This is a genomic window from Psychrobacter sp. KH172YL61, from assembly GCF_007182895.1.
Taxonomy (GTDB): Bacteria; Pseudomonadota; Gammaproteobacteria; order Pseudomonadales; family Moraxellaceae; genus Psychrobacter; species Psychrobacter pacificensis.
Map to the genome: position 1 here is coordinate 3,168,503 of NZ_AP019516.1, position 19,705 is coordinate 3,188,207.

14 protein-coding genes and 7 pseudogenes are annotated in these 19,705 nt (G+C 43.3%); 5 read left to right on the plus strand and 16 right to left on the minus strand.

What is annotated here, in order from left to right; genetic code table 11:
* Positions 1 to 113: 113 nt before the first annotated feature.
* From PKHYL_RS16885 to fmt, 8 genes and pseudogenes are all read right to left on the minus strand, one after another.
* Positions 114 to 746 (minus strand): L-threonylcarbamoyladenylate synthase, encoded by a 633-nt coding sequence (locus PKHYL_RS16885; RefSeq protein ID WP_240365684.1) that lies wholly within the window; start codon positions 744 to 746, stop codon positions 114 to 116.
* 124 nt (positions 747 to 870) lie between these two features.
* A pseudogene (dprA, locus tag PKHYL_RS16895) lies at positions 871 to 2,127 on the minus strand (DNA-processing protein DprA).
* 57 nt (positions 2,128 to 2,184) lie between these two features.
* Complete coding sequence (locus tag PKHYL_RS16900; RefSeq protein WP_442966169.1) at positions 2,185 to 3,294, minus strand: LysM peptidoglycan-binding domain-containing protein; 1,110 nt, start codon at positions 3,292 to 3,294, stop codon at positions 2,185 to 2,187.
* A gap of 324 nt (positions 3,295 to 3,618) precedes the next feature.
* Positions 3,619 to 5,039 (minus strand): annotated as a pseudogene (thrC, locus tag PKHYL_RS16905) (threonine synthase).
* 46 nt (positions 5,040 to 5,085) lie between these two features.
* The gene (locus PKHYL_RS19155; protein ID WP_442966094.1) at positions 5,086 to 5,385 is read right to left on the minus strand and encodes a hypothetical protein; all 300 of its coding nucleotides are present in this window, start codon (positions 5,383 to 5,385) and stop codon (positions 5,086 to 5,088) included.
* 10 nt (positions 5,386 to 5,395) lie between these two features.
* Entirely contained in the window at positions 5,396 to 6,247 is an 852-nt protein-coding gene (locus tag PKHYL_RS19160) for a hypothetical protein (protein WP_442966095.1), read from the minus strand.
* Positions 6,248 to 6,258: 11 nt separating this feature from the next.
* Complete coding sequence (locus PKHYL_RS19165; protein ID WP_442966096.1) at positions 6,259 to 6,669, minus strand: transcription antitermination factor NusB; 411 nt, start codon at positions 6,667 to 6,669, stop codon at positions 6,259 to 6,261.
* An 80-nt stretch (positions 6,670 to 6,749) separates the two neighbouring features.
* Positions 6,750 to 7,839, minus strand: a pseudogene (gene fmt, locus PKHYL_RS16915) (methionyl-tRNA formyltransferase).
* Between the two features lie 314 nt (positions 7,840 to 8,153).
* Here fmt and PKHYL_RS16920 point away from each other — a divergent pair.
* From PKHYL_RS16920 to PKHYL_RS16935, 4 genes are all read left to right on the plus strand, one after another.
* Entirely contained in the window at positions 8,154 to 8,729 is a 576-nt protein-coding gene (locus PKHYL_RS16920) for a hypothetical protein (protein WP_240365687.1), read from the plus strand.
* A gap of 72 nt (positions 8,730 to 8,801) precedes the next feature.
* Positions 8,802 to 9,635 (plus strand): PAS domain-containing protein, encoded by an 834-nt coding sequence (locus PKHYL_RS16925; protein WP_240365688.1) that lies wholly within the window; start codon positions 8,802 to 8,804, stop codon positions 9,633 to 9,635.
* 75 nt (positions 9,636 to 9,710) lie between these two features.
* Positions 9,711 to 9,950 carry a hypothetical protein gene (locus tag PKHYL_RS16930; protein ID WP_240365689.1) on the plus strand — a complete coding sequence of 80 codons (240 nt, stop codon included), beginning with the start codon at positions 9,711 to 9,713 and terminating at the stop codon, positions 9,948 to 9,950.
* 41 nt (positions 9,951 to 9,991) lie between these two features.
* On the plus strand, positions 9,992 to 10,984 hold the full coding sequence (locus PKHYL_RS16935) for a response regulator (RefSeq protein WP_240365690.1): 993 nt from the start codon (positions 9,992 to 9,994) through the stop codon (positions 10,982 to 10,984).
* 225 nt (positions 10,985 to 11,209) lie between these two features.
* Here PKHYL_RS16935 and PKHYL_RS16940 read toward each other — a convergent pair.
* The 8 genes and pseudogenes from PKHYL_RS16940 to rpmH all read right to left on the minus strand — a co-directional run bounded on the left by PKHYL_RS16940 (position 11,210) and on the right by rpmH (position 18,624).
* Positions 11,210 to 11,883 (minus strand): annotated as a pseudogene (locus PKHYL_RS16940) (riboflavin synthase).
* Between the two features lie 421 nt (positions 11,884 to 12,304).
* Positions 12,305 to 13,359: pseudogene (ribD, locus tag PKHYL_RS16945) on the minus strand (bifunctional diaminohydroxyphosphoribosylaminopyrimidine deaminase/5-amino-6-(5-phosphoribosylamino)uracil reductase RibD).
* Between the two features lie 113 nt (positions 13,360 to 13,472).
* The gene (gene nrdR / locus PKHYL_RS16950) at positions 13,473 to 13,931 is read right to left on the minus strand and encodes a transcriptional regulator NrdR (RefSeq protein WP_071002667.1); all 459 of its coding nucleotides are present in this window, start codon (positions 13,929 to 13,931) and stop codon (positions 13,473 to 13,475) included.
* Positions 13,932 to 14,018: 87 nt separating this feature from the next.
* Positions 14,019 to 15,456: pseudogene (mnmE, locus tag PKHYL_RS16955) on the minus strand (tRNA uridine-5-carboxymethylaminomethyl(34) synthesis GTPase MnmE).
* Between the two features lie 207 nt (positions 15,457 to 15,663).
* A pseudogene (gene yidC, locus PKHYL_RS16960) lies at positions 15,664 to 17,346 on the minus strand (membrane protein insertase YidC).
* Positions 17,347 to 17,561: 215 nt separating this feature from the next.
* Positions 17,562 to 17,930 (minus strand): membrane protein insertion efficiency factor YidD, encoded by a 369-nt coding sequence (gene yidD / locus PKHYL_RS16965; protein WP_093070248.1) that lies wholly within the window; start codon positions 17,928 to 17,930, stop codon positions 17,562 to 17,564.
* Between the two features lie 58 nt (positions 17,931 to 17,988).
* Positions 17,989 to 18,303 carry a ribonuclease P protein component gene (gene rnpA / locus PKHYL_RS16970; RefSeq protein WP_240365691.1) on the minus strand — a complete coding sequence of 105 codons (315 nt, stop codon included), beginning with the start codon at positions 18,301 to 18,303 and terminating at the stop codon, positions 17,989 to 17,991.
* A gap of 186 nt (positions 18,304 to 18,489) precedes the next feature.
* Positions 18,490 to 18,624, minus strand: coding sequence for a 50S ribosomal protein L34 (rpmH, locus tag PKHYL_RS16975; protein ID WP_007394757.1), 135 nt, complete (start codon positions 18,622 to 18,624; stop codon positions 18,490 to 18,492).
* Positions 18,625 to 19,214: 590 nt separating this feature from the next.
* Between rpmH and PKHYL_RS19170 the strand changes: the two genes are divergently transcribed.
* Complete coding sequence (locus PKHYL_RS19170; RefSeq protein WP_442966098.1) at positions 19,215 to 19,484, plus strand: DnaA N-terminal domain-containing protein; 270 nt, start codon at positions 19,215 to 19,217, stop codon at positions 19,482 to 19,484.
* The last annotated feature ends 221 nt before the right edge of the window (positions 19,485 to 19,705 follow it).

Here is a 19,705-nt window from a genome sequence, read left to right on the forward strand (position 1 = left end):
GAACGATAACCATAGTAATCTTCAGCTAGTGAAATATGGTTTATCGATGGCGACAGCACAAAAAAGACAGTACAAAAGACTAGGCTATAATGGTATGAAAGTTCGTTTATTGCCTACCAACGAATGACTGAGCCTGTCGTTGCATCACGGATTTGGCTGGGTAAGATATAACCTAGAGTATCAGCCTGAAAATAGCCAATCTGCTCACCGAAATAACCATAGGCAGTGTCAAAGGTGCTAGCAGGCGCTTGACCTGATGGGTTGCAGCTAGTCGAAACAATGAAGCCAAATGGGTTATTTTCGCTGACCATCTGTTGGCACAGTTCTCGTATGATAGGATGGGCGATGACCCTGACTGCAATGGTCTGATGCTCACCCATTATCCATGAGGGCATCGTGGTCGAAAGTGTCTGAGGAATGGGTAATAACCAAGTATGCGCTTGGCGATTGTGTAGCTCGCTGTCATTAACATCTGACTGCCAGCTATCGATAATTTGCTGGCGCTGGGCATTATTTAAAGACGCTAGTAGAGGTGACAAACGCTCTACGCTATCGGTAATGACGATCATGCCTTTGGCTTGCGGACGTTGTTTAATATCCAAGATACGCTGCACAGCGGCTTTGTTATAAGGGTCGCAACCAATACCCCAAACGCTTTCTGTTGGGTATGCAAGTAGCTTTGCTTCTTTAAGCCAGTTTGCAGCTTGTGTGGCAGAGTCAGTGATAAAAGGTATAGATTGGCTCATAGCTTACATGATTCATGCTGGAATAGAGACACTAATAATAGCACAAGAGACAGTCTGACTAAGGTAGCGATATTTAGAACCCATTCTACTTATTCTTATGTGGCAGGTAGGGAGTATCGATACGCTATACACGTAAATAGCGTCCGCCTTGCACACTGATAACGCCCATTAGTTCAAGTTCCATCAGCTGTCCAATGAGCTGTGGCGCGGATAGTTTGGTTGCGATAATCAGCGCATCTAAATCCTGTCCGTGCCAGTCAAGACGCTCATAAATGTCGGTCAAATGCTCAGGTACAATAACCTCACTACGGCTAGATTTTTATATTAGAAGATTTTTGCTCACTATGCGCGGTAAGCGAGCGTTTGTCTATATTTGACACAGCGAAGAAATGGCGAATGTCCGACTGAGACTTATCAGAGCGCATCGTTGCCTCCCTTTTGTATATACGATCGACGATCATAATCGAGTTGACCATTGACGTCCTCTAACACCTGCTGAGGATGATAAATCAGCGTTGCGCCTTCACGTATCAGATGATGACAACCCTCGGCATTGCTATTATCAATATGACTTGGAATGGCAAAGACTTGTTTGCCTTGCTCAGAGGTTAAACGGGCGGTAATGAGCGAGCCACTTTTGATCGTCGCTTCAGTCACAATCGTGGCTAGACTCAGCCCAGCAACCAGACGGTTACGGCGCGGAAAGGTATGTTTGTGCGGCTGAGTATGCGGTAGTAGCTCACTAATAATGCAGCCACCTTGCTCGATGATTTGAGCAAATAACTGGTCACGATGATTGGGATAATTCACATCAATCCCTGTCCCCATCACGCCGATAGTACGACCTTGATAGTCAAGATCAGTCTGCGCCAAAGCTCCTAGATGAGCCCGTTTGTCCACGCCTATTGCCAGACCACTGGTGATGACATACCCTGCCTGTGCCAGATATTGCGCCATATCGAACGTGATTTTTTTGGGCATGGGCTGTTGGTTTTCGGCTGCCCACGATAGCAATTTGAGCCTGATGCAGACGCGCGCTATTTCCTCGAAAGAACAATAATGGCGGCGGATCATAAATATGAAGAAGCTGAGCAGGATAGTCGGGCTGACCGGCAAACAATAAACCATAGCGACCTTCTGTAAGTGCTTGCTGTATCTTATCAATAGCAGCACGTGTTTGCTCTGGCTGTTCATGGCGTTTGAGATGGGTATGATGAAGTCCTAACTGCTTCCAAGCGCCTACTGTAGCCTGCCAAGCAAGCTGCGCATCACCATAAGTCGTTATGAGCTTATGATAAGCAGACAATGATGCATTCACCTCATACCATAGCGCCAATATGGCGCGCTGATCATCGGATAAAGAAGAGGTGACTGCGGTCATTGTCATCTGTCTCGTTTGGGCAAACTTAGTAAAATCGCTTCACAAAGCCTTATGTGCTTATAGATAAGGGGGTGGCAATAGTTGGTCGCCAACATTGAGTGGTAGTTCAGAGTCAAGTACGTAAGCATAGCTGATGTTGTCAAAGGTATTAAACACCATCACCATACCGCTTGGCTCATTTGGCAAGCGTACCGGCATGTCATTATCTCTTACGTCCCTGACCAGCGGGCCTTTTTGATAAACGGTCAGTACATCACCTGGTTTGGCACCATGCAAGCTGCCTAAATTGATCGCTACCACGCTGCCTTTAGCGGCAGAGCTGATTGAGTCCATCACCCGCACAATCATACCACCACGACTGACGCTGGCAGGCGTTGGATAAAAGACAGGTGGGATAGCGTTGTCTAGCTCGACAAACACGCGATCGCCTTCACGTACTTCTTTGTCGTAACTGTCAGTAAGCTGTAAGCTGGTAATACCATTCGTTTCTGTCGATGTGACAAGACCAGTCGCGACTTGTGTGACTTCTAGGCCGATAACCTCTTGAGTTTTGGGATCCACATATAGGTCACCCTCACGGTATACCCCGTAGCGCTGACCCACGATAAGCGGGACGCCTTTGGCATAGACTTTATCCCCGCTTGCGGTGATTAGATTGCGATTTTTGGACGCCAAAATATACGGTGTGGTATTGAAATCTTCTGGATCTACAATGAGGGTTTTATCCAGCCAATGCTGAATAGCAGACCATGGTACAGGCGGGATACTATTAGCAGTCGAGGTGATCGCGACGGTGCTGGCAACCACATTACCTGTTAGCTGCTTTTCAATACCTGCACAGCCCTCACCAGTATCAACCCCTACCAAAGTCTTGCCCTGAATGACACACAAAATAAGAATATCATCAGGATAAATAAGGTTTGGATTTTTGATTTGCTTGTTGGTGGCCCAAATCTCTTTCCAGCGCCACGGACTGTCGAGGTAGCGACCTGAGATATCCCATAGCGTATCGCCTTTTTTAACGATATAGCGATTGGGGGCATCTGCTTTTATGGTAGGTGGTGGATTATTGGCGTGGGCTGTGGTCATCAACATGGCACTGCTAAATGTCGTAACTAATAATCCTTTTGCCAGTGCTTTTGCTGTCTTTTTTAAGCTCATCTTCATCGTTATATCCACAATAGGCACCACTGTTTCGGTCACAATAAACCACACTCGTTTTTTACCAAATCTATATTTTATTTTATAAAAATAACTTATATTATCAGTAGTTTATAGGTGATTTCATCATAACAACGATAGGGCAGCTGTTCAGTATAATTGGCTAGAAATATTCCAAAAAAAGCGTCTAACAACATAATGACTCACCGACGCTGTTTCTAATACTACAATTATCTATACCATAACACAATCATAAACACTTTATTACAATGGTGTAACTTTTATACAAACGCTTCTATCTATAGAAGATGAACTCAAAACGTTTATCGCTTATGCTGGATTTGGTTCAACATGCTGACGAATTTGCTCAGCGACCAATGCCGCGTCATTGTCCAAGACTATGACATGTTGTGGCAGGCTTTCTAACCCTTCGGTATGTGCTGGACGCTCGATGTCGATTTGCCCTACTGCTTCAATAATAGTGTCAGCAAATTTAACAGGCAATGCGGTCTCTGCACAGATAATGACTTCGCCTGCACGCTGTAGCTCTTTGGCAACCTTTATCCCATCAGCTGTATGTGGATCGACAAGTTCGCCATGCTGTTCATACAATGCTTTGATCGTGTTTAAGCGATCGCTATGGGTTGATTTGCCAGCAGCAAAGCCATAACGCGTATTGACCGCCTCCATCAAATCAGACAAGTCAAACCCTTGACCTGATTTTACACCGTCAAATAACTCATGAACGCGCGCGCTGTCTTTATCCAGCAACAAGTAAACAAAACGTTCAAAGTTTGAGGCTTTTGAGATATCCATCGATGGACTTGAGGTTACGTAGGTTTTTTCAGTGGGACGTGGCTGATACGTACCTTGATTGAAGAAGTCATTGAGGACATCGTTTTCGTTGGTGGCGACGATCAAACGCTCAACGGGCAAGCCCATTTCACGAGCGATGTGACCGGCACAAATATTACCAAAATTACCTGAAGGCACGCTAAAGCTGACTTTTTCATCATTGCTTGTCGTCACCGCAAAATAGGCTTTAAAGTAATAAACGATCTGCGCGAGGATGCGTCCCCAGTTGATAGAGTTGACCGTGCCCAAGTCGTACTGAGCTTTAAAGTCAGCATCTTGTTGCAGCGCTTTGACAATGTCTTGGCAATCATCAAACATACCGTCGATGGCGATATTATGAATATTATCGTCGGTCAAGCTGTACATTTGTGCGCGCTGAAACTCACTCATTTTGCCATGCGGTGATAGCATAAAGACTTCGACGTTTTCTTTACCGCGCAATGCGTATTCCGCCGCACTACCCGTGTCGCCACTGGTCGCGCCGATAATGGTAATACGCGCCCCTTTTGCTTGAGCACATATTCAAAAGCATTGCCCAAGAACTGCATGGCCACGTCTTTAAACGCCAGCGTTGGGCCGTTTGATAATCCTAAAATGTATAAGTTGTCTTCGAGCTTGCGGACAGGAACAATGTCATCAGAGCCAAATATATCAGCCGTATAAGTGCGATCAATAATGTCCTTTAGATCCGCATAAGGAATGTCTGTAGCAAAGCGCTGCATAATCGCAAGTGCCAGCTCTGGATAGCTCAGCGTACGCCACTCATCAAGGACAGCGCCGTCAACGGTCGGGTAATGCTCAGGCAGCATCAAGCCACCATCTGGCGCAAGCCCCATCAATAGTACGTCGCTAAAATCCATTGGCGCTGTCTGACCACGGGTACTAATATATTTCATTAGATTGTCCTGTCTACAATAATGTTATTCAATAGTTAAAAACGGTTTATTCAGCAGTCTTTTGCAATAACGCATAATAAAAACCATCGCCACTCTCGCTATCGATTGGCAAGCACTGGCGACCAATCGTTTGCGCGATACCCCAATTGCAAGCCTCGGTAAACTCAATCACTGCCGCATCATTATGATGAGTGATAAAGTCCTGCATTTGCTCGACGTTTTCTTGCTTTAAGATAGAGCACGTGACATACAGCAAATAACCGCCAGCTTTCAATTGTGGCCATAGGTTATGCAAAATATCGGCTTGCAGCAAGGCGGTTTGCTCGATGTCTTCTTCGGTACGCAAAATACTAATATCAGGGATGACGGCGAATCACGCCCGTTGCGGTACAAGGAGAATCCAATAATATTGCATCGAATACTGGCTCATTTGTCGCAGCTTTTTTATTTTTGCCATGCTGCCATCTGGTGGCATCAGCGCAGACAACGTTAAGGGCGATATTTTTTTCAGCTTGCTCTAAGTCTTGCTGTTTTAGATTGAGACGCTGTAGATTGTCATAGATGCGTTCGATGCGCGGTGCTTCATTATCGATAGCGGTCAGCTTGAGTTTAGAAGCTAAAGGCTTTGCTTCCGCATCATCTTGTTTCACGTGAAACAACGATGAAGAGTCATTTGAGCTGAGCAACTCCAACCAGTGGGCAAGCTTGCCACCAGGCGCCGCGCAAGCATCTAAAATATGTATCTCGTTATTGGTATTTTCCGTATCAGATTTTTCAGCGTTGAGCTTTGCCATTAACGCTTTATTGATGATAGGTGCCGCAAGCTGAGCATGCATATCTTGCACGCTGGCAATGCCTTCGGAAAAATGAGGCAAAGCATTGACAGCGGTAGTCTGATGCAGTCTTAAGCCTTTGGTCGATAGTATTGTAGTAGTCTCTGACGAGTTTGCTACGTTAAAACCAGTCGTTAGCTCAACGATATCTGCATCAATTTCTGCGCCATACAGCGACTGTTGATAATCCTCTACTGAAGTAACTGCAGAGTTGACTCGCAAAAACATCGGTGCCACTTGGCGTAAGCCCTGGGTCAGCGCATCGTACTGCTCACTCCAATCTTGCTTAAGCTGATAGGCAAGCCAATTCGGTAAGCTGTGTTTTTTATCACACTTCTTACGGAATTTACTCGGGTTCTTAGCGACTTTGCGCAAAATAGCGTTGATTAAACCAGTTGCATGGGCAAACTCAATCTCTTTGCCGCTTCAACCGTTTCATGAATCGCGGCATGATCTGCCACTTCCAAATACAGTAACTGCACCAAACCCACTTGAATTGTGGTACGAACTTCTACTTCGTCAATAGGGTTGTCCGCTAGCGTGTCGAGCAATCGTGCAAGGGCATGCCATTGACGTAATGTTGTGAGCAATAAAGCATGCGCAAAACCTTTATCACCATCGTGCAGACTGTTTAATAATGGGTCAAGCACGCTTGAGAGCGAATGACCATTTTGAATAGCAAGCAAGGTACGAATCACGCGAACGCGAACGCTGCCATTCATGATTAAATGGCTTGATGGCTTGAGCTTGTTGTTTCTAGGTGCATTGTTTTTAGACGCGCTATTGGTTTGTCTCATGAAGTTGTGTTTCCTTGACGTCTGATCGATCGCGTCTTGTGCTAGTAGGGTTAAATGTCGTTAAAGCTATTTAGATGAAGCTATTTTGATTCTGCTGTGAATTGATCACCGTCGTTTAGCTGATTACCATGACAAAGCTGTTCCGCGGTCATCGGCTTACCACCAGCAAACTGTAATTTAGTTATCGCCAATGTGTTGCTGAGTTGTACGTCATGAGCGGCATTATCGTTTGCTTGTTCAGCCTCTTGACCACAAGCGACTAAGATGGCTTTGCGTCCCACACTCACGACTGTACCCGCAGGCTTATCTGTTTTTTGTGTGGTATTGATGGGTAGTGCAGCGAGTATTTTGACGCGTTGCCCATTTAGAAAGGTATAAGCGCCTGGCCACGGTGTCAACCCACGAATTTGGCGCTCGATGGTAGCAGCGGGCTTTGTCCAGTCAACCTCGCCTTCGGTTTTTACGAGCTTTTCGGCATAGTTTGCCTGACTGTCATCTTGGGCAACGGCCTGTGCTTGGTAATGTGATAACTCTTTTAATACTGTAGCGATAGCCGTCGCCCCAAGCGCTGCCATCTTATCATGTAGGCTCGCTGCCGTCTCATCAGGCTCTATACTAGCGCTCACCTTATAGAGCATATCACCAGTATCAAGCCCTTTATCCATCTGCATGATGGTGATACCTGTCTCATCATCACCTGCTAATAATGCACGATGAATAGGTGCGGCACCGCGCCAACGTGGCAACAATGAGGCATGAATATTTAGACAACCATGCGTGGGTGTGGTCAATACACCAATAGGCAAAAATCAAACCGTAGGCGGCGACAATCATAAGATCTGGCTGATACGTACGCAACGTCTGTCGTGCTGCCATGCCCTCTGTGCTGGATTTTTTGAAGGTGACTGGCTGCTCTACCGCAATATCGTTCGCTAATGCCACTTCTTTGACAGCAGAGGCTGATAGCTTTTGGCCGCGTCCTGCCTTGCGATCTGGCTGGGTATATACTGCGACAATATTGATATTGAGGGCGTCTTGCTGGCGAATGAGCGCTTCTAGACTAATGGCAGCAAACTCAGGCGTGCCTGCAAATACTACCCTTAGTCGCTCGGTAGATAGTTTATTATTGTTTATAGATGTATTAGACAGATCAAAAGTGGCAGTAGTCATAGTCTTGCATTATATAAGGTTAATTTGCCCATTATAGGTGAGTTTACGATGTTGTGCCATAATTGTGGTAGTCTCAATCCAGTATGACTAATGACGATTTTTGCCTTTATAATATAAAAAGTGTCATTGCTCTAGTTATCGACCTTTTTATAGAATAAAAATACTTCTTCAGCAATACTCTATAAATAACACACTATTATTCTGCTATAGATAATAAAAAGGTATCAGTACCAAGGTTTTGAATAAATCAATTACTATAACAAACGATGATGATTTCACTATATGTTTTTGTGTCGATATAGGGCCATGCTCTCATGCAACAGTTTAAGTCCTTACAGCGATTATTGATCTTCTATGCATCGACCTTGCTGGTCATGCTATTGCTGTACTATGTCACGTTTTTTGATGGGTTGAGACATCATAGCGAACAACACAGTATAGATACTTTTCATGCATTACAGTACAGTATTACTGAGCATGCCGCGCCTATCGATGTAGAAATAGAAAAAATCCTAAAACAGCCTGCTTTTGACCATATCAGTTATCAGCTTATTTTGATGATGCCATCTGGGCAAACCTATATCCATCGTAAGACTCGACCTAATGAATCAGCTTTTACGACAGTAACGTTTCCAACAGTCAATGCCGCCACTTTTTCTAAGGACAATCAAAGTGCTTATACAGTCAGTAGTAGTGCTTTAACAGGAACGATAAAGCTCGAAAGTGGTCATCAGGTTTATATTGTGTTGCGCTATGAGCCTTTGACTGTCGAATGGACCTCGTACCGTTATTGGCTACCATTAACGGTGGCTCTGATACTATTTTTTATTGCTTTATTTTACATGCTCCACCGTCGAACCAACTGGGGAGCAGCTAATAGCTTACACTGATAATTTAAGTGTTCATGCAAAGAGTCTTATACGCCGCCGCCCTTTTTACAAGAAAAGTCCACCACTGAGTTTTTGCTGCTAGGTCATGCACTGAGCCGTGTCAGTTATCAGCTACACAACGACTATCGACGTATCAAAACATTAAATCATCGTTTGGAGCGCTTGGTTGATCAGGCACCACTGCCAATGCTGATGAGCTTACGTCATGGTCAGATTAGTTTCTATAACCAACGCTTTGAAACAATATTTACACCCTCTACCAAAAACGGACACAGGCATATAATCACTGATTTCGTCATGGGCAAAGACGAGGCTACTCAGCACATACTTCAAACGCTAGCTGGTTTACAAGTCTCGCGTACATTGACCGTCTACGGAATACAAAACAAACAAAACTACCAGTTGCATGCCACTCCATGGTTCGGTGAGCATGGACAAGTTCATGGTTTTACGGTAATGCTTAATGATATCAATGAGCTGGTTAATCAGAACGAGCAGTTGCAACAGCAAAATAAACAGCTACAGCAAAAGGTTGATGAGTTCAATAAACTTAGGTTTGTCATCGGTCATAAGTTGCGCATACCGCTAGAAGCTATGATCGATATCCTTGAGCCAATCGATCCGAACACGTTGAATGCAAGACAAAACATAACATTAGATACTTTGATTACCACCAGTCAGAACATGCTCACCGCACTCAACGAGACGCTACATATAGGAAATATCGAGGTTAGAAAAACTCGCCTTAATATTGAGCCCGTCGATATTTATAAGCTTGGTCAGGAAGTTAATGAGCTAATCATAAATGATACGAGGCAAAGAGGGCTTGAGCTGATTTACTTTTTGCCCCAGACTGTCCGCGCTCTATTGGTACTGATGACGTGCGTCTCCGGCAGATTTTGCTGAATCTACTGCATAATGCCGTAAAATTCACCCTCCGGACATGTCGCACTTATTATAGAACAAACTGACTACGAGCAAATGTCAGAGGCTAACAAAGAGACCTTACAGTCTATCAATAAAAACCTTACCGCAGATGCAGTGAGTTGCTGGGTGCGCTTTAGTGTGCAGGACACTGGTATCGGTATCACATCTGCCAAACAGCATCAGCTCTTGTCGTACTTAAATAAACCCCATAGCCAAGATATCAACCCAGTAGCGCAAAATGCTATCGATACAGGGTTGGGACTAAAAACGTCAATAGCTTTGCGCGACTACTAGGCGGCTTTATAGAACTAACCAGTACCGTGAATGAAGGTAGCATGTTCAACCTTTATTTGCCTTGCCGACGCCCAAACTATCAGTCGGTATATCACCCTAGTCAGCACCTAAATCATATTTGCCTAATCGCGGTCGTCCACCAGCCGCTTGTCGCGCAACATTTACAGCGGCTTTGTGAGCACTTAGCGATATCTAGCACTATTTATACTGCTGTAGACCTAGCGACTATAGAGCAATTAACAGAACGCCTAAGTCAAGATCAGCAAAGCTTGGCACCCATACTTCTACTAGATTATGAGTACTATGATACCAGCGCGATCTTAGTTGGTAATAAGCCCGACCCTGACAGCTCAGCGAAATATCAAAACTCATTATCACAAGAGCAGGCTGACCTCACAAAACCCCATTTAACGCACAGCAATCACATAGTCACTAGCATCGATAGACGGCAGGCATTAAATAGCCTACTCGCTAATACATCCTTACCTAAAATACTATTTAGTATGAAACCTGAGCGCCGTATACCCTCTATGTTACTCGATCAATGTGATGGCTTTTTGGCAAAACCTTTAGATAGTGCGCTATTACTGTCTGAAATCCTGCGCTTGACAATGCCAGCTAGAAAAAAGCTAACACAAACACAAGATATTAAAGAGAACATTAGCGAGACAACTGCTCAAGAAGAAAGTTCACAGCCATTATCACTCCTTATCTTAGTGGTGGAAGATAGTCCAACCAATCAAAAAATAGCCTGCAAAATGCTAAGTAAACTTGGCTATCGCAGTATCGTTGCAGAAGATGGTCAGCAAGCGCTTGATATATTAGCCAGCCAGCGTGAAGAGATCTCCCTGATTTTGATGGACTGCCGGATGCCAGTCATGGACGGTCTACAAGCTACTCAGGCAATCCGCGCACAAGACGACGATATACCTATTGTCGCGCTAACGGCGAATAATACAGAAGAGGATCGCAAGGCGTGCATGCAAGTGGGAATGGATGAGTTTTTATCCAAGCCTATCCGTAAAAGGATCTAGAAACCGTTCTACAAAGCTTTATACCCTAAACGTTAATAAAAAAATCACCCTCTCAACATTATAGTTGATCCAATTTAAGAGCGGTACAAGGCAACCGAGTACAGATGTATCTGTCATACTTCAAGCGAGGTTAACGCTGTAACGCTTTTATAGTGGATTGACTATACTTTGATTTCGTAATATGGACAGGGTGAATATTTAAACAGGTAAGTACAGCCTCAAACGTTATTTCATAAAGCCATTATCGGCTAAAAAAGCTTCTGTAATTTGGCTTTGAGGATTTGCAGTATTCATACCACCAGATTGTGATTTATTTAGCAAACGCTCCAAATAGCGTGCAACGATATCCACCTCGATATTGACTTTGTTACCCACCAACCAATGCTTAGCGATATTAGTCACTTGTGCCGTATGTGGGATAATATTTAAAGAAACGATATTGTCACGTACCAGATTGGTAGTCAAACTAATCCCATCTACCGTGATAGAACCTTTGGTCGCTGTATAGTGCGCCAACTCTTGTGGTATCTCAATCTCAATATAAATAGAACGTGCGTCTTGCTGTAGTTTACTGACGACGCCTACCCCATCCACGTGACCGGCAACAATATGGCCACCAAAACGAGTCGTTGGTAGCATCGCTTTTCTAAATTGACCGTATGACCTGCTTTTAATGCTTCTAGCGCTGTTCGAGCAATAGTTTCACGTGAAACGTCAACAGAGTAATGGTTATTACCTAGCTCTACAACAGTCAAACAGATACCGTTCGATGCAATAGAATCACCGAGCTTTACGTCGCTAAAATCTAGGTCGTTAGACTCTATTGTTAAGCGTATATCACCGCCCGTTGGTTGCATCGATTTTACGGTTCCAACGCTTTCTATAATTCCAGTAAACATATCATCCTCATCTCATTATTATAATGCTGCTATAAACACATCACTTTATTTATCAAATACTTAACCAAATTTCTGAGTACACTTCGCAGTGAAACACACGGGAAATGCAGGCGGTCATAGGATAGATTGTGGATAAGTAAGTATAAGTCAATAGAATATTCTTAAAGTCTTTATTAATTATAGAGTTATCCACAATGATGCTAAATTTAGTTTAGCGCTCGCAACGTAAGATTTAAAAAACATAAGTTATTGATTAATATATAATTTATCATAAAAAATCAAAAATAATCAGCTTTTTATGTTTCATGTGGAACAAAGTTATACACAGTTTCATGTGGAACATTTAAAATGGTAACGTACTTATCCACATATAGTTCACATTATAAGCATATTGCGGATAACAAAATCACAAATAAGCAACCTACAAAGGCAATAGCGTTAATTTAAGGTCAGAACCAAGTTTCTCATAATTATAAATATCGAAGCGCAACTGCTGAGCCAGTGAGATAGGATTGAAATTGACCATTGGTCGCGCTTGATCACCAAGAAGACAAGGCGCCTGATAAACAATCAATTCATCGACGAGCTGCTGACTCAAAAACTTCCCGCAACACCAGCACCCGCCTCCACCAAGACATCATAACACTGATGGTCTCTGACTAATGTTGCTAGTAAATCAGTGAGATCATCTGTGCGCCAATAAATCGTATCTGTACGGCGGCACAATTGATAATCAGACTGAGCACTGTGCTCTAAACGCTGACGTCTATCGAGCACTACAATCTGAGGTGATGGTATTTTTTCGGGTAATACGCCTAGTTGATTTGAACGCACGTTGAGCTGCGGATCATCAGCTATCACTGTCTCACTACCGGTTATGATTGCCCCACTTCGTGCGCGTATCTTTTGTACATCTTCGCGGGCTGCGTTTGATGTAATCCATTTTGACTCACCAGATGCCATCGCGGTGCGACCGTCTAGGCTAGTCGCTATTTTTAATCTGACATATGGCATCTGAGTCCGCATGGCTTTTAAAAATCCGCGATTTAATGCTTCTGCCTGCTCCGTCAGTATGCCAACCGTCACTTCAATACCAGCTTGCTTAAGTAGCTTTACCCCGCGACCTGCCACCTGTGGATTGGGGTCTAGGCCGGCAATCACAACACGCTTTACATTAGCTTTAATAAGTGCCAACGCACACGGCGGTGTACGCCCTGTATGGCTGCATGGCTCTAGAGTCACATAAGCCGTTGCGCCCACTGCTCGATCGCCTGCTTCTTTTAATGCAAATACCTCTGCATGTGGCTCACCAGCTTTCGGATGAAACCCTTGACCGACCACTTCTTCAGCTTGGACGATGACACAACCTACTACTGGATTTGGCCTAGTAGTATACAAACCGAGCTTAGCTTGTTCGATAGCAAGCATCATAAAGTAGCGATCTTGCGCATCTTGAGAGTGATTTATAGTTGGCATAACAGTAGGCTTATGAATGATTGGTAATAATTACGGACAATTTTATTTAATAATCTAGGCGCTTTGAACTCAAAATCAGTTTAATAGTTAGAGATATTTATTGATGTACCAGCTTATTTGTCATTTGGACGGATATTGGCAATTTCCTGATGAAAAGCATCAATGTCTTGAAAGTCGCGATAGACGCTAGCAAAGCGCACATAGGCAACATCATCTAAAGTTTTTAGCTCACTCATGATGATTTCGCCCAAGACTTTACTACTGATTTCACGCTCACCCATCTGTCTGACGCGTTTTTCAACTCGGCTGATCATTGCTTCTTGCTCATCGATAGTGATGGGGCGCTTTTGCAAAGGCAATAAGATAGACCGACGCAGCTTTTCATTGTCGTAAGGTTCAATCTTGTTGCTGGATTTGATAATCCTTGGCATCACCACTTCTACCATCTCAAACGTTGTAAAACGCTCTTGGCAACTGTTGCATGAACGGCGGCGACGCACTTGCGCACCTTCTGCAGCAAGACGTGAGTCAATCACTTTTGTCTCTGATGCATTACAATACGGGCAGTGCATAGCAATTCCTTATTTTATGACTAAGAATAAAAGCAAAACTTATGAGATAGACAAATGTATTGAGTAATAGATAGAGTTATTCAACCGTTATTTACCAATACAAAAACTACCAAATATTTTGCCAAGCAAATCATCAGCACTAAACTCACCTGTAATCTCACCCAAACTCTGCTGGGCCTGACGCAAGCTTTCAGCAACCAACTCACCTGCTTGGAATACCGTTAACTGCTCATGCGCCTCTGTTAAACAGTTGGCTGTCCGTCTGAGAGCATCTATATGACGAGTACGAGCGGTTAAGCTATTTTCTGGTGGATGAAAACCTACCTTAGCGCATAGTGCTTCGACTAAATTATCGATACCAGCGCCTGTTTCACATGAAACATTAACTTGTTCGTAGCCTCTATCTTTGATTTCGGCTTGCATCGTAGAGGCAGATTTTTCGCTACTATCATCGCTCAGTAGATCACTTTTATTGGCAATGATGAGTAATCGTTTGGCATCTGGCAGCTCGCCGAATAACTGCTCAGCCAATTGCAACGGCGTGCTTTCTTCTTCAACATCGCGAGTCACATCGTAAACCATCAGCAGCATATCAGCTTGGGTAATGGCGGTACGGGCACGCTCAATGCCGATACGCTCTACGGTATCCTCTGTATCACGTAGGCCTGCCGTATCGGTAAGGTGAAGTGTCAAACCATTGAGCACGACCGTCTCTTGCAGCGTATCACGCGTGGTGCCAGCGACATCGGTCACGATAGCACGTTCTTGCCCTGCTAGACGATTTAGCAGGCTTGATTTACCAGCATTTGGCCTACCTGCTAGGACAACATGGATACCATCACGTAAGAGCTGACCTTGCTTTGCCGTGGCTAAGACTTGCTGTATCTTATCTTGCGTTTGCTCAAGTTTACTCTGTATCACGCCGTCAGATAAAAAAATCGACATCTTCTTCATCAGGGAAATCAATGGCAGCTTCAACGTGCAAGCGCAAATGAATCAACTGTTCTAATAGCTGGTTTATTTTTTGGGAGAACTCACCACTTAGTGAACGAATCGCACTACTCGCGGCCGCCGCACTGGTCGCATCAATCGCATCAGCGATCGCCTCTGCCTGCACCAAATCCAACTTATCGTTATCAAAAGCGCGATAAGAAAACTCTCCGGCACTCGCTTGTTTGGCGCCTAATTCAAATACACGTGCAAGCAACTGGTTCTGCAAAATAACGCCGCCATGCCCTTGCAGCTCAATCACATCTTCACCCGTGAATGAGTGCGGACCTTTAAAGAACAGTACGAGCCCTTCATCAATAACGGTGCCATCCGCCTGATAAAAGCGGCAGAAGCTAGCCATACGCGGCGTAAAAGCAGTTTTACCCGTCAGCGCGCAGGCCATGGCATAAGCACGGCTACCTGACAGACGTATAACACCCACACCCCCTCGCCCAAGTGGCGTTGCAATCGCAGCAATCGTGGCGAGTTCCGATGTATTAGGTTTTTCAGAAGAATTAGGTGTGGCTAATGCCATCTCTAAGGAATCCACAATAACTCTCAATAACTAAAAATCCCATTATAGACGTCTGTGCTCATAGTGACAAAGCAAACTTTGAAACGCGGCCTAATCGTTGATATTTTCTCTTCAATGTTGATAAGCTGTGGATAACCTTTTAGCACTCATAAAAAAACCACCGCTTGCGCGATGGTATTTGTTTTTATCCTTCTGATAGAGCGTCAGTTAGTCAACTATTTTTACCGTGCGACGTTTCTGCTCTTCTTCGACTTTCTTATTTACAATATATTGCTGAGTCATACTGAACAAGTTGTTCACTGTCCAATATAGTACCAAACCTGCTGGGAAGAATAGCATGAATGCGGTAAAGATAATTGGCAAGAACTTCATGACTTTTGCTTGCATTGGATCTGCTGGCTGCGGGTTTAACTGTTGCTGGATGAACATGGAAACACCCATCAATAGCGGCAAGATGAACCAAGGATCCATGGCTGAAAGATCGCGAATCCACAGAATCCATGGCGCATGACGCAGCTCGACACTCTCTACGAGCACCCAATACAAAGCTAAGAAAATTGGCATCTGCATCAAGATAGGTAGACAACCCGCCATCGGATTGACATTCTCTTCTTTGTAGATGGCCATCATTTCTGCGACATTTTCATGCGGTCGTCGCCATGCTCTTCTTTTAGCGTTTTTAGTCTCGGCGCAATAGCGCGCATTTTTGCCATTGAATAGTAGCTCTTATTAGAGAACCACATCAAAGCAATTTTGACTAGAATGGTGAGGGATAATGATTGACCAACCCCAGTTACCCACAACTTTATGCACACCTTCCAAGATAGCAAACAAGACCTTTGATATTGGCCACAATAAGCCGTAATCAACCGTCTTATTCAGACCAACTGCCACATCTTTTAGCTCAGACTGTACTTTTGGACCTGCATATAGTGTGGCATCCAACGTCACTTGCTTGTTTGGTGCGACATTGACTGGCTGACTGTTAAAGCCAATAAAGTAGTCGTTACCAGTCTCGCGGGTAAAGAATTTACCCGTGAAGTTTTCAGGCGTCCATGCAGAGACAAAATAATGCTGTACGATGCCAACCCAACCTTTATCACTGGTCGTCGTCAACTCGCCATCGCTGAAGTCTTTAAACTTCAGTTTATTATAAGGATCATCTGGCGTACCCCATGCACCACCTAGATAAGTCGCCATGCTCAGCGCGCCTTTATCAGACATACCAGGATCTTTACTATCATCGCGTTTTAGCTGCGCAAACATCTGGCCTTGCCACGCATTGGTAGAGGCGTTTTGAATTTTGTAGCTAATATCGATCGGATATTTGTTTTCAGTAAAGGTGAATGTCTTGGTGATTGTCACGCCATCTTTTTTGTAAGTAAGCGGTACTGACAATGTCTGTTGCCCTGCTTCCATTACATAGTTATTAGTGGTGTGGCTATAAATCGCACGGCCTTCTGCCGTATCAATACCATTTTGACCAATCAAGCCAGACTGAGCCACGTATACACGGTTGCTGTTGTTTTCTAGCAATACGAAAGGCTTATCGCTATCGAGCGTTGCGTCATACTGCTTGAGCGCAGCATAGACAATATCACCGCCTTCTGGATTGATTTTAATATCATAGCGATCGGTCGTTACCGTGATTAATCCTGTGTCCTTTGCAGGGGCCGCTATCACAGCTGCGTTATCCACAGGTAGGGTCTGAACCGGAATATCACCTGCGGCACCAGTGGTAGAAGGAATGTCAGCACCTACTGAACTTGTAGTTTCTGGCACTGCTTCTACAGCTGGTGCATCGGCATAATCATCTCGCCATGCCAAAATCAGCAGATAAGCGGTAATTAACATCGCAATGATGATCATCACCCGAAATATCTTTTGCATAAACCTTTCCTAGATTAAAAATTAGGGAATGAAAAATTAGGGCATGTGTCATGACTGTATTGCATAGTTATCATCATGATCGATAACCGCGTTGAGAGTCATTTACATAAAATGTGCATTATTTTACTAAAAATCTGCTTCAAATGATACCAAGAGTGTGGATAACTTGTGGGTAAGTCATTGAAGATGATATCTAAAGCCCGAAGTTATGATTTTTATGTTGTCTTCATTAAGTAGTTAAGACGTGGCACATACCCCTGACGATCTCGGTAAACACCCCATCCTCTACTATCGCTACTCGTTGTAGAAGGTATATATTGATACCGATAAGAAGATAAAGGGAGCGGGACAAAATCAATGCCGTGTCCACCAAGCGGATGACATTTACTAAGACGTTTTAACAGCAACCAACTACCTACACGAGTGCCATGCCACGCCAAAGCTTGTTTACCATAGTTTGAACAGGTGGGATAGTAACGGCAGCGAGCAGGTATGATAGGGCTAATTATTTTTTGATAAAATTTTATTATATTTAATATAAAAACAAAAATTATTTTATTTATTAAAACTAATAATTTTTTCATTTTATTTTTTTCTATTTTTTTAAAAATATTATTTATTTCATTTTTAAATTCTTTATTATCAATATCCTTTATCGATTTTTTTTACTATAAAAACAATATCTTTATTTTCTAATTTAAAAGCTTTTGTACGGAACTGCTCACGGATATGTCGTTTAATCAAATTTCGAACGACAGCAGTAGGCACTTTACGCTTAGTAATCGCCATACCGATACGTGGCTTGTCACAGGCACTGGGTCTCACAAACGCCATCAAGTGACTCTGATGTATCTTACGCTCAGGTGCGTCAAACACTTCACGAAACGCTGCTGGTGTCAGTAGGCGCTGCTCTTTAGTAAAATTGGCTGTAGGTGTAGCTAAAAGAGATTGGGGCATGGTATGACCTAATATGATAGGGAATGGCGATATTAAAGATAATAGCAAAATATAGAAACAAAAAAAGCGCCGATGCGGGCGCTTTTAATATATGGCTAAGTGTCAGTTGTGATGATTGACTATTGCAATCTATAAACAATAGGAGCACAACAAGCAATATTAGCCATGCTTATCGCTATCTACTGATTATACAGTTAGACGATGACGTCCTTTAGCACGGCGACGAGCTAAGACCTGACGGCCTTTTTTAGTTGCCATACGAGCACGGAAACCGTGAGTACGTTTACGCTTGATCACGCTTGGTTGGAATGTACGTTTCATAACTCACCTATCAAAATAATGGACTAAATTCGTAATAACGGAGGATTATACCATCCAGTATAGTTTTGGTCAATAAACTAATTTAGCCTGTTTTCAGAGATTTAGTTTCTGCTATCAGACTGCTAGATATTATTTGTTCAATACTTCCGTTTTGTTTAACCAGTGTTTTTAGTTGACAGTAAATAATTTTTGAAGTTATCCACAGTTTTGCATGAAATCTATAACAATAATTAATTAATATATATAGGTATTGTTGTTATTGGGGCCTTACTTATCTGTGGCTAACTCCAATTTATCCTTATTTATCAAAACACTAGACTATGGGTAAGGTTGTGGATAACCTGTGGGCTAAATATGGATAACTTATCTTGTTGAGTTATCCACAAAACTATCCACAGTCTTATCCCCAAAAAACAAGGTTTTATCCACAGGGTATTTATGTTAGATTAGCCCCTACTTCGTGTGTGGCTTCTCATAGCTTTCCAGTGTGACTTTTAACACAGTTAATCACTGTTGATACCAAGTATTTCTGTAGAAGGTCAGGCTATTAAAGTTAATTATTATTGCAAATTATAGGGTTAGTATTTTTCATGATAGACACAGCAAATATTTGGGATAAATGTCTGAACGATTTGCGCTATAACGTTAAAGACAACGTTTTTACCATGTGGCTGAGACCTCTATCAGCTTATCAAGAAGCACAAACTCTGATCATTCTTGCGCCTAATGATTATTTTGTCACGTATATTAAAAAGAACCATCTTCAAGATATTCAGCAATTGGTTGCTAAGCACAGTCAAGGTAGCATTGAAGAGGTTGTTGTCCATGTTGATAATGCTGGACGTGAGGGTAGACGATAGTCAGCAGACAAAATCAGGCTCATTATTTTTGGAGGATAAGCCCTCCCCTACTCCATCTGAGCATAAATTTGAATCTATCCATCATAATAATTCAAAAGCAGATATCGACGCTAATATGCGTCAGGGGAGAACTAAACGACTCGGCTGATGCTAAATCACTGAGCTATCTCAACCCTGACTTTACTTTTGAGACATTTGTCACTGGTAAGTCGAACAATCTG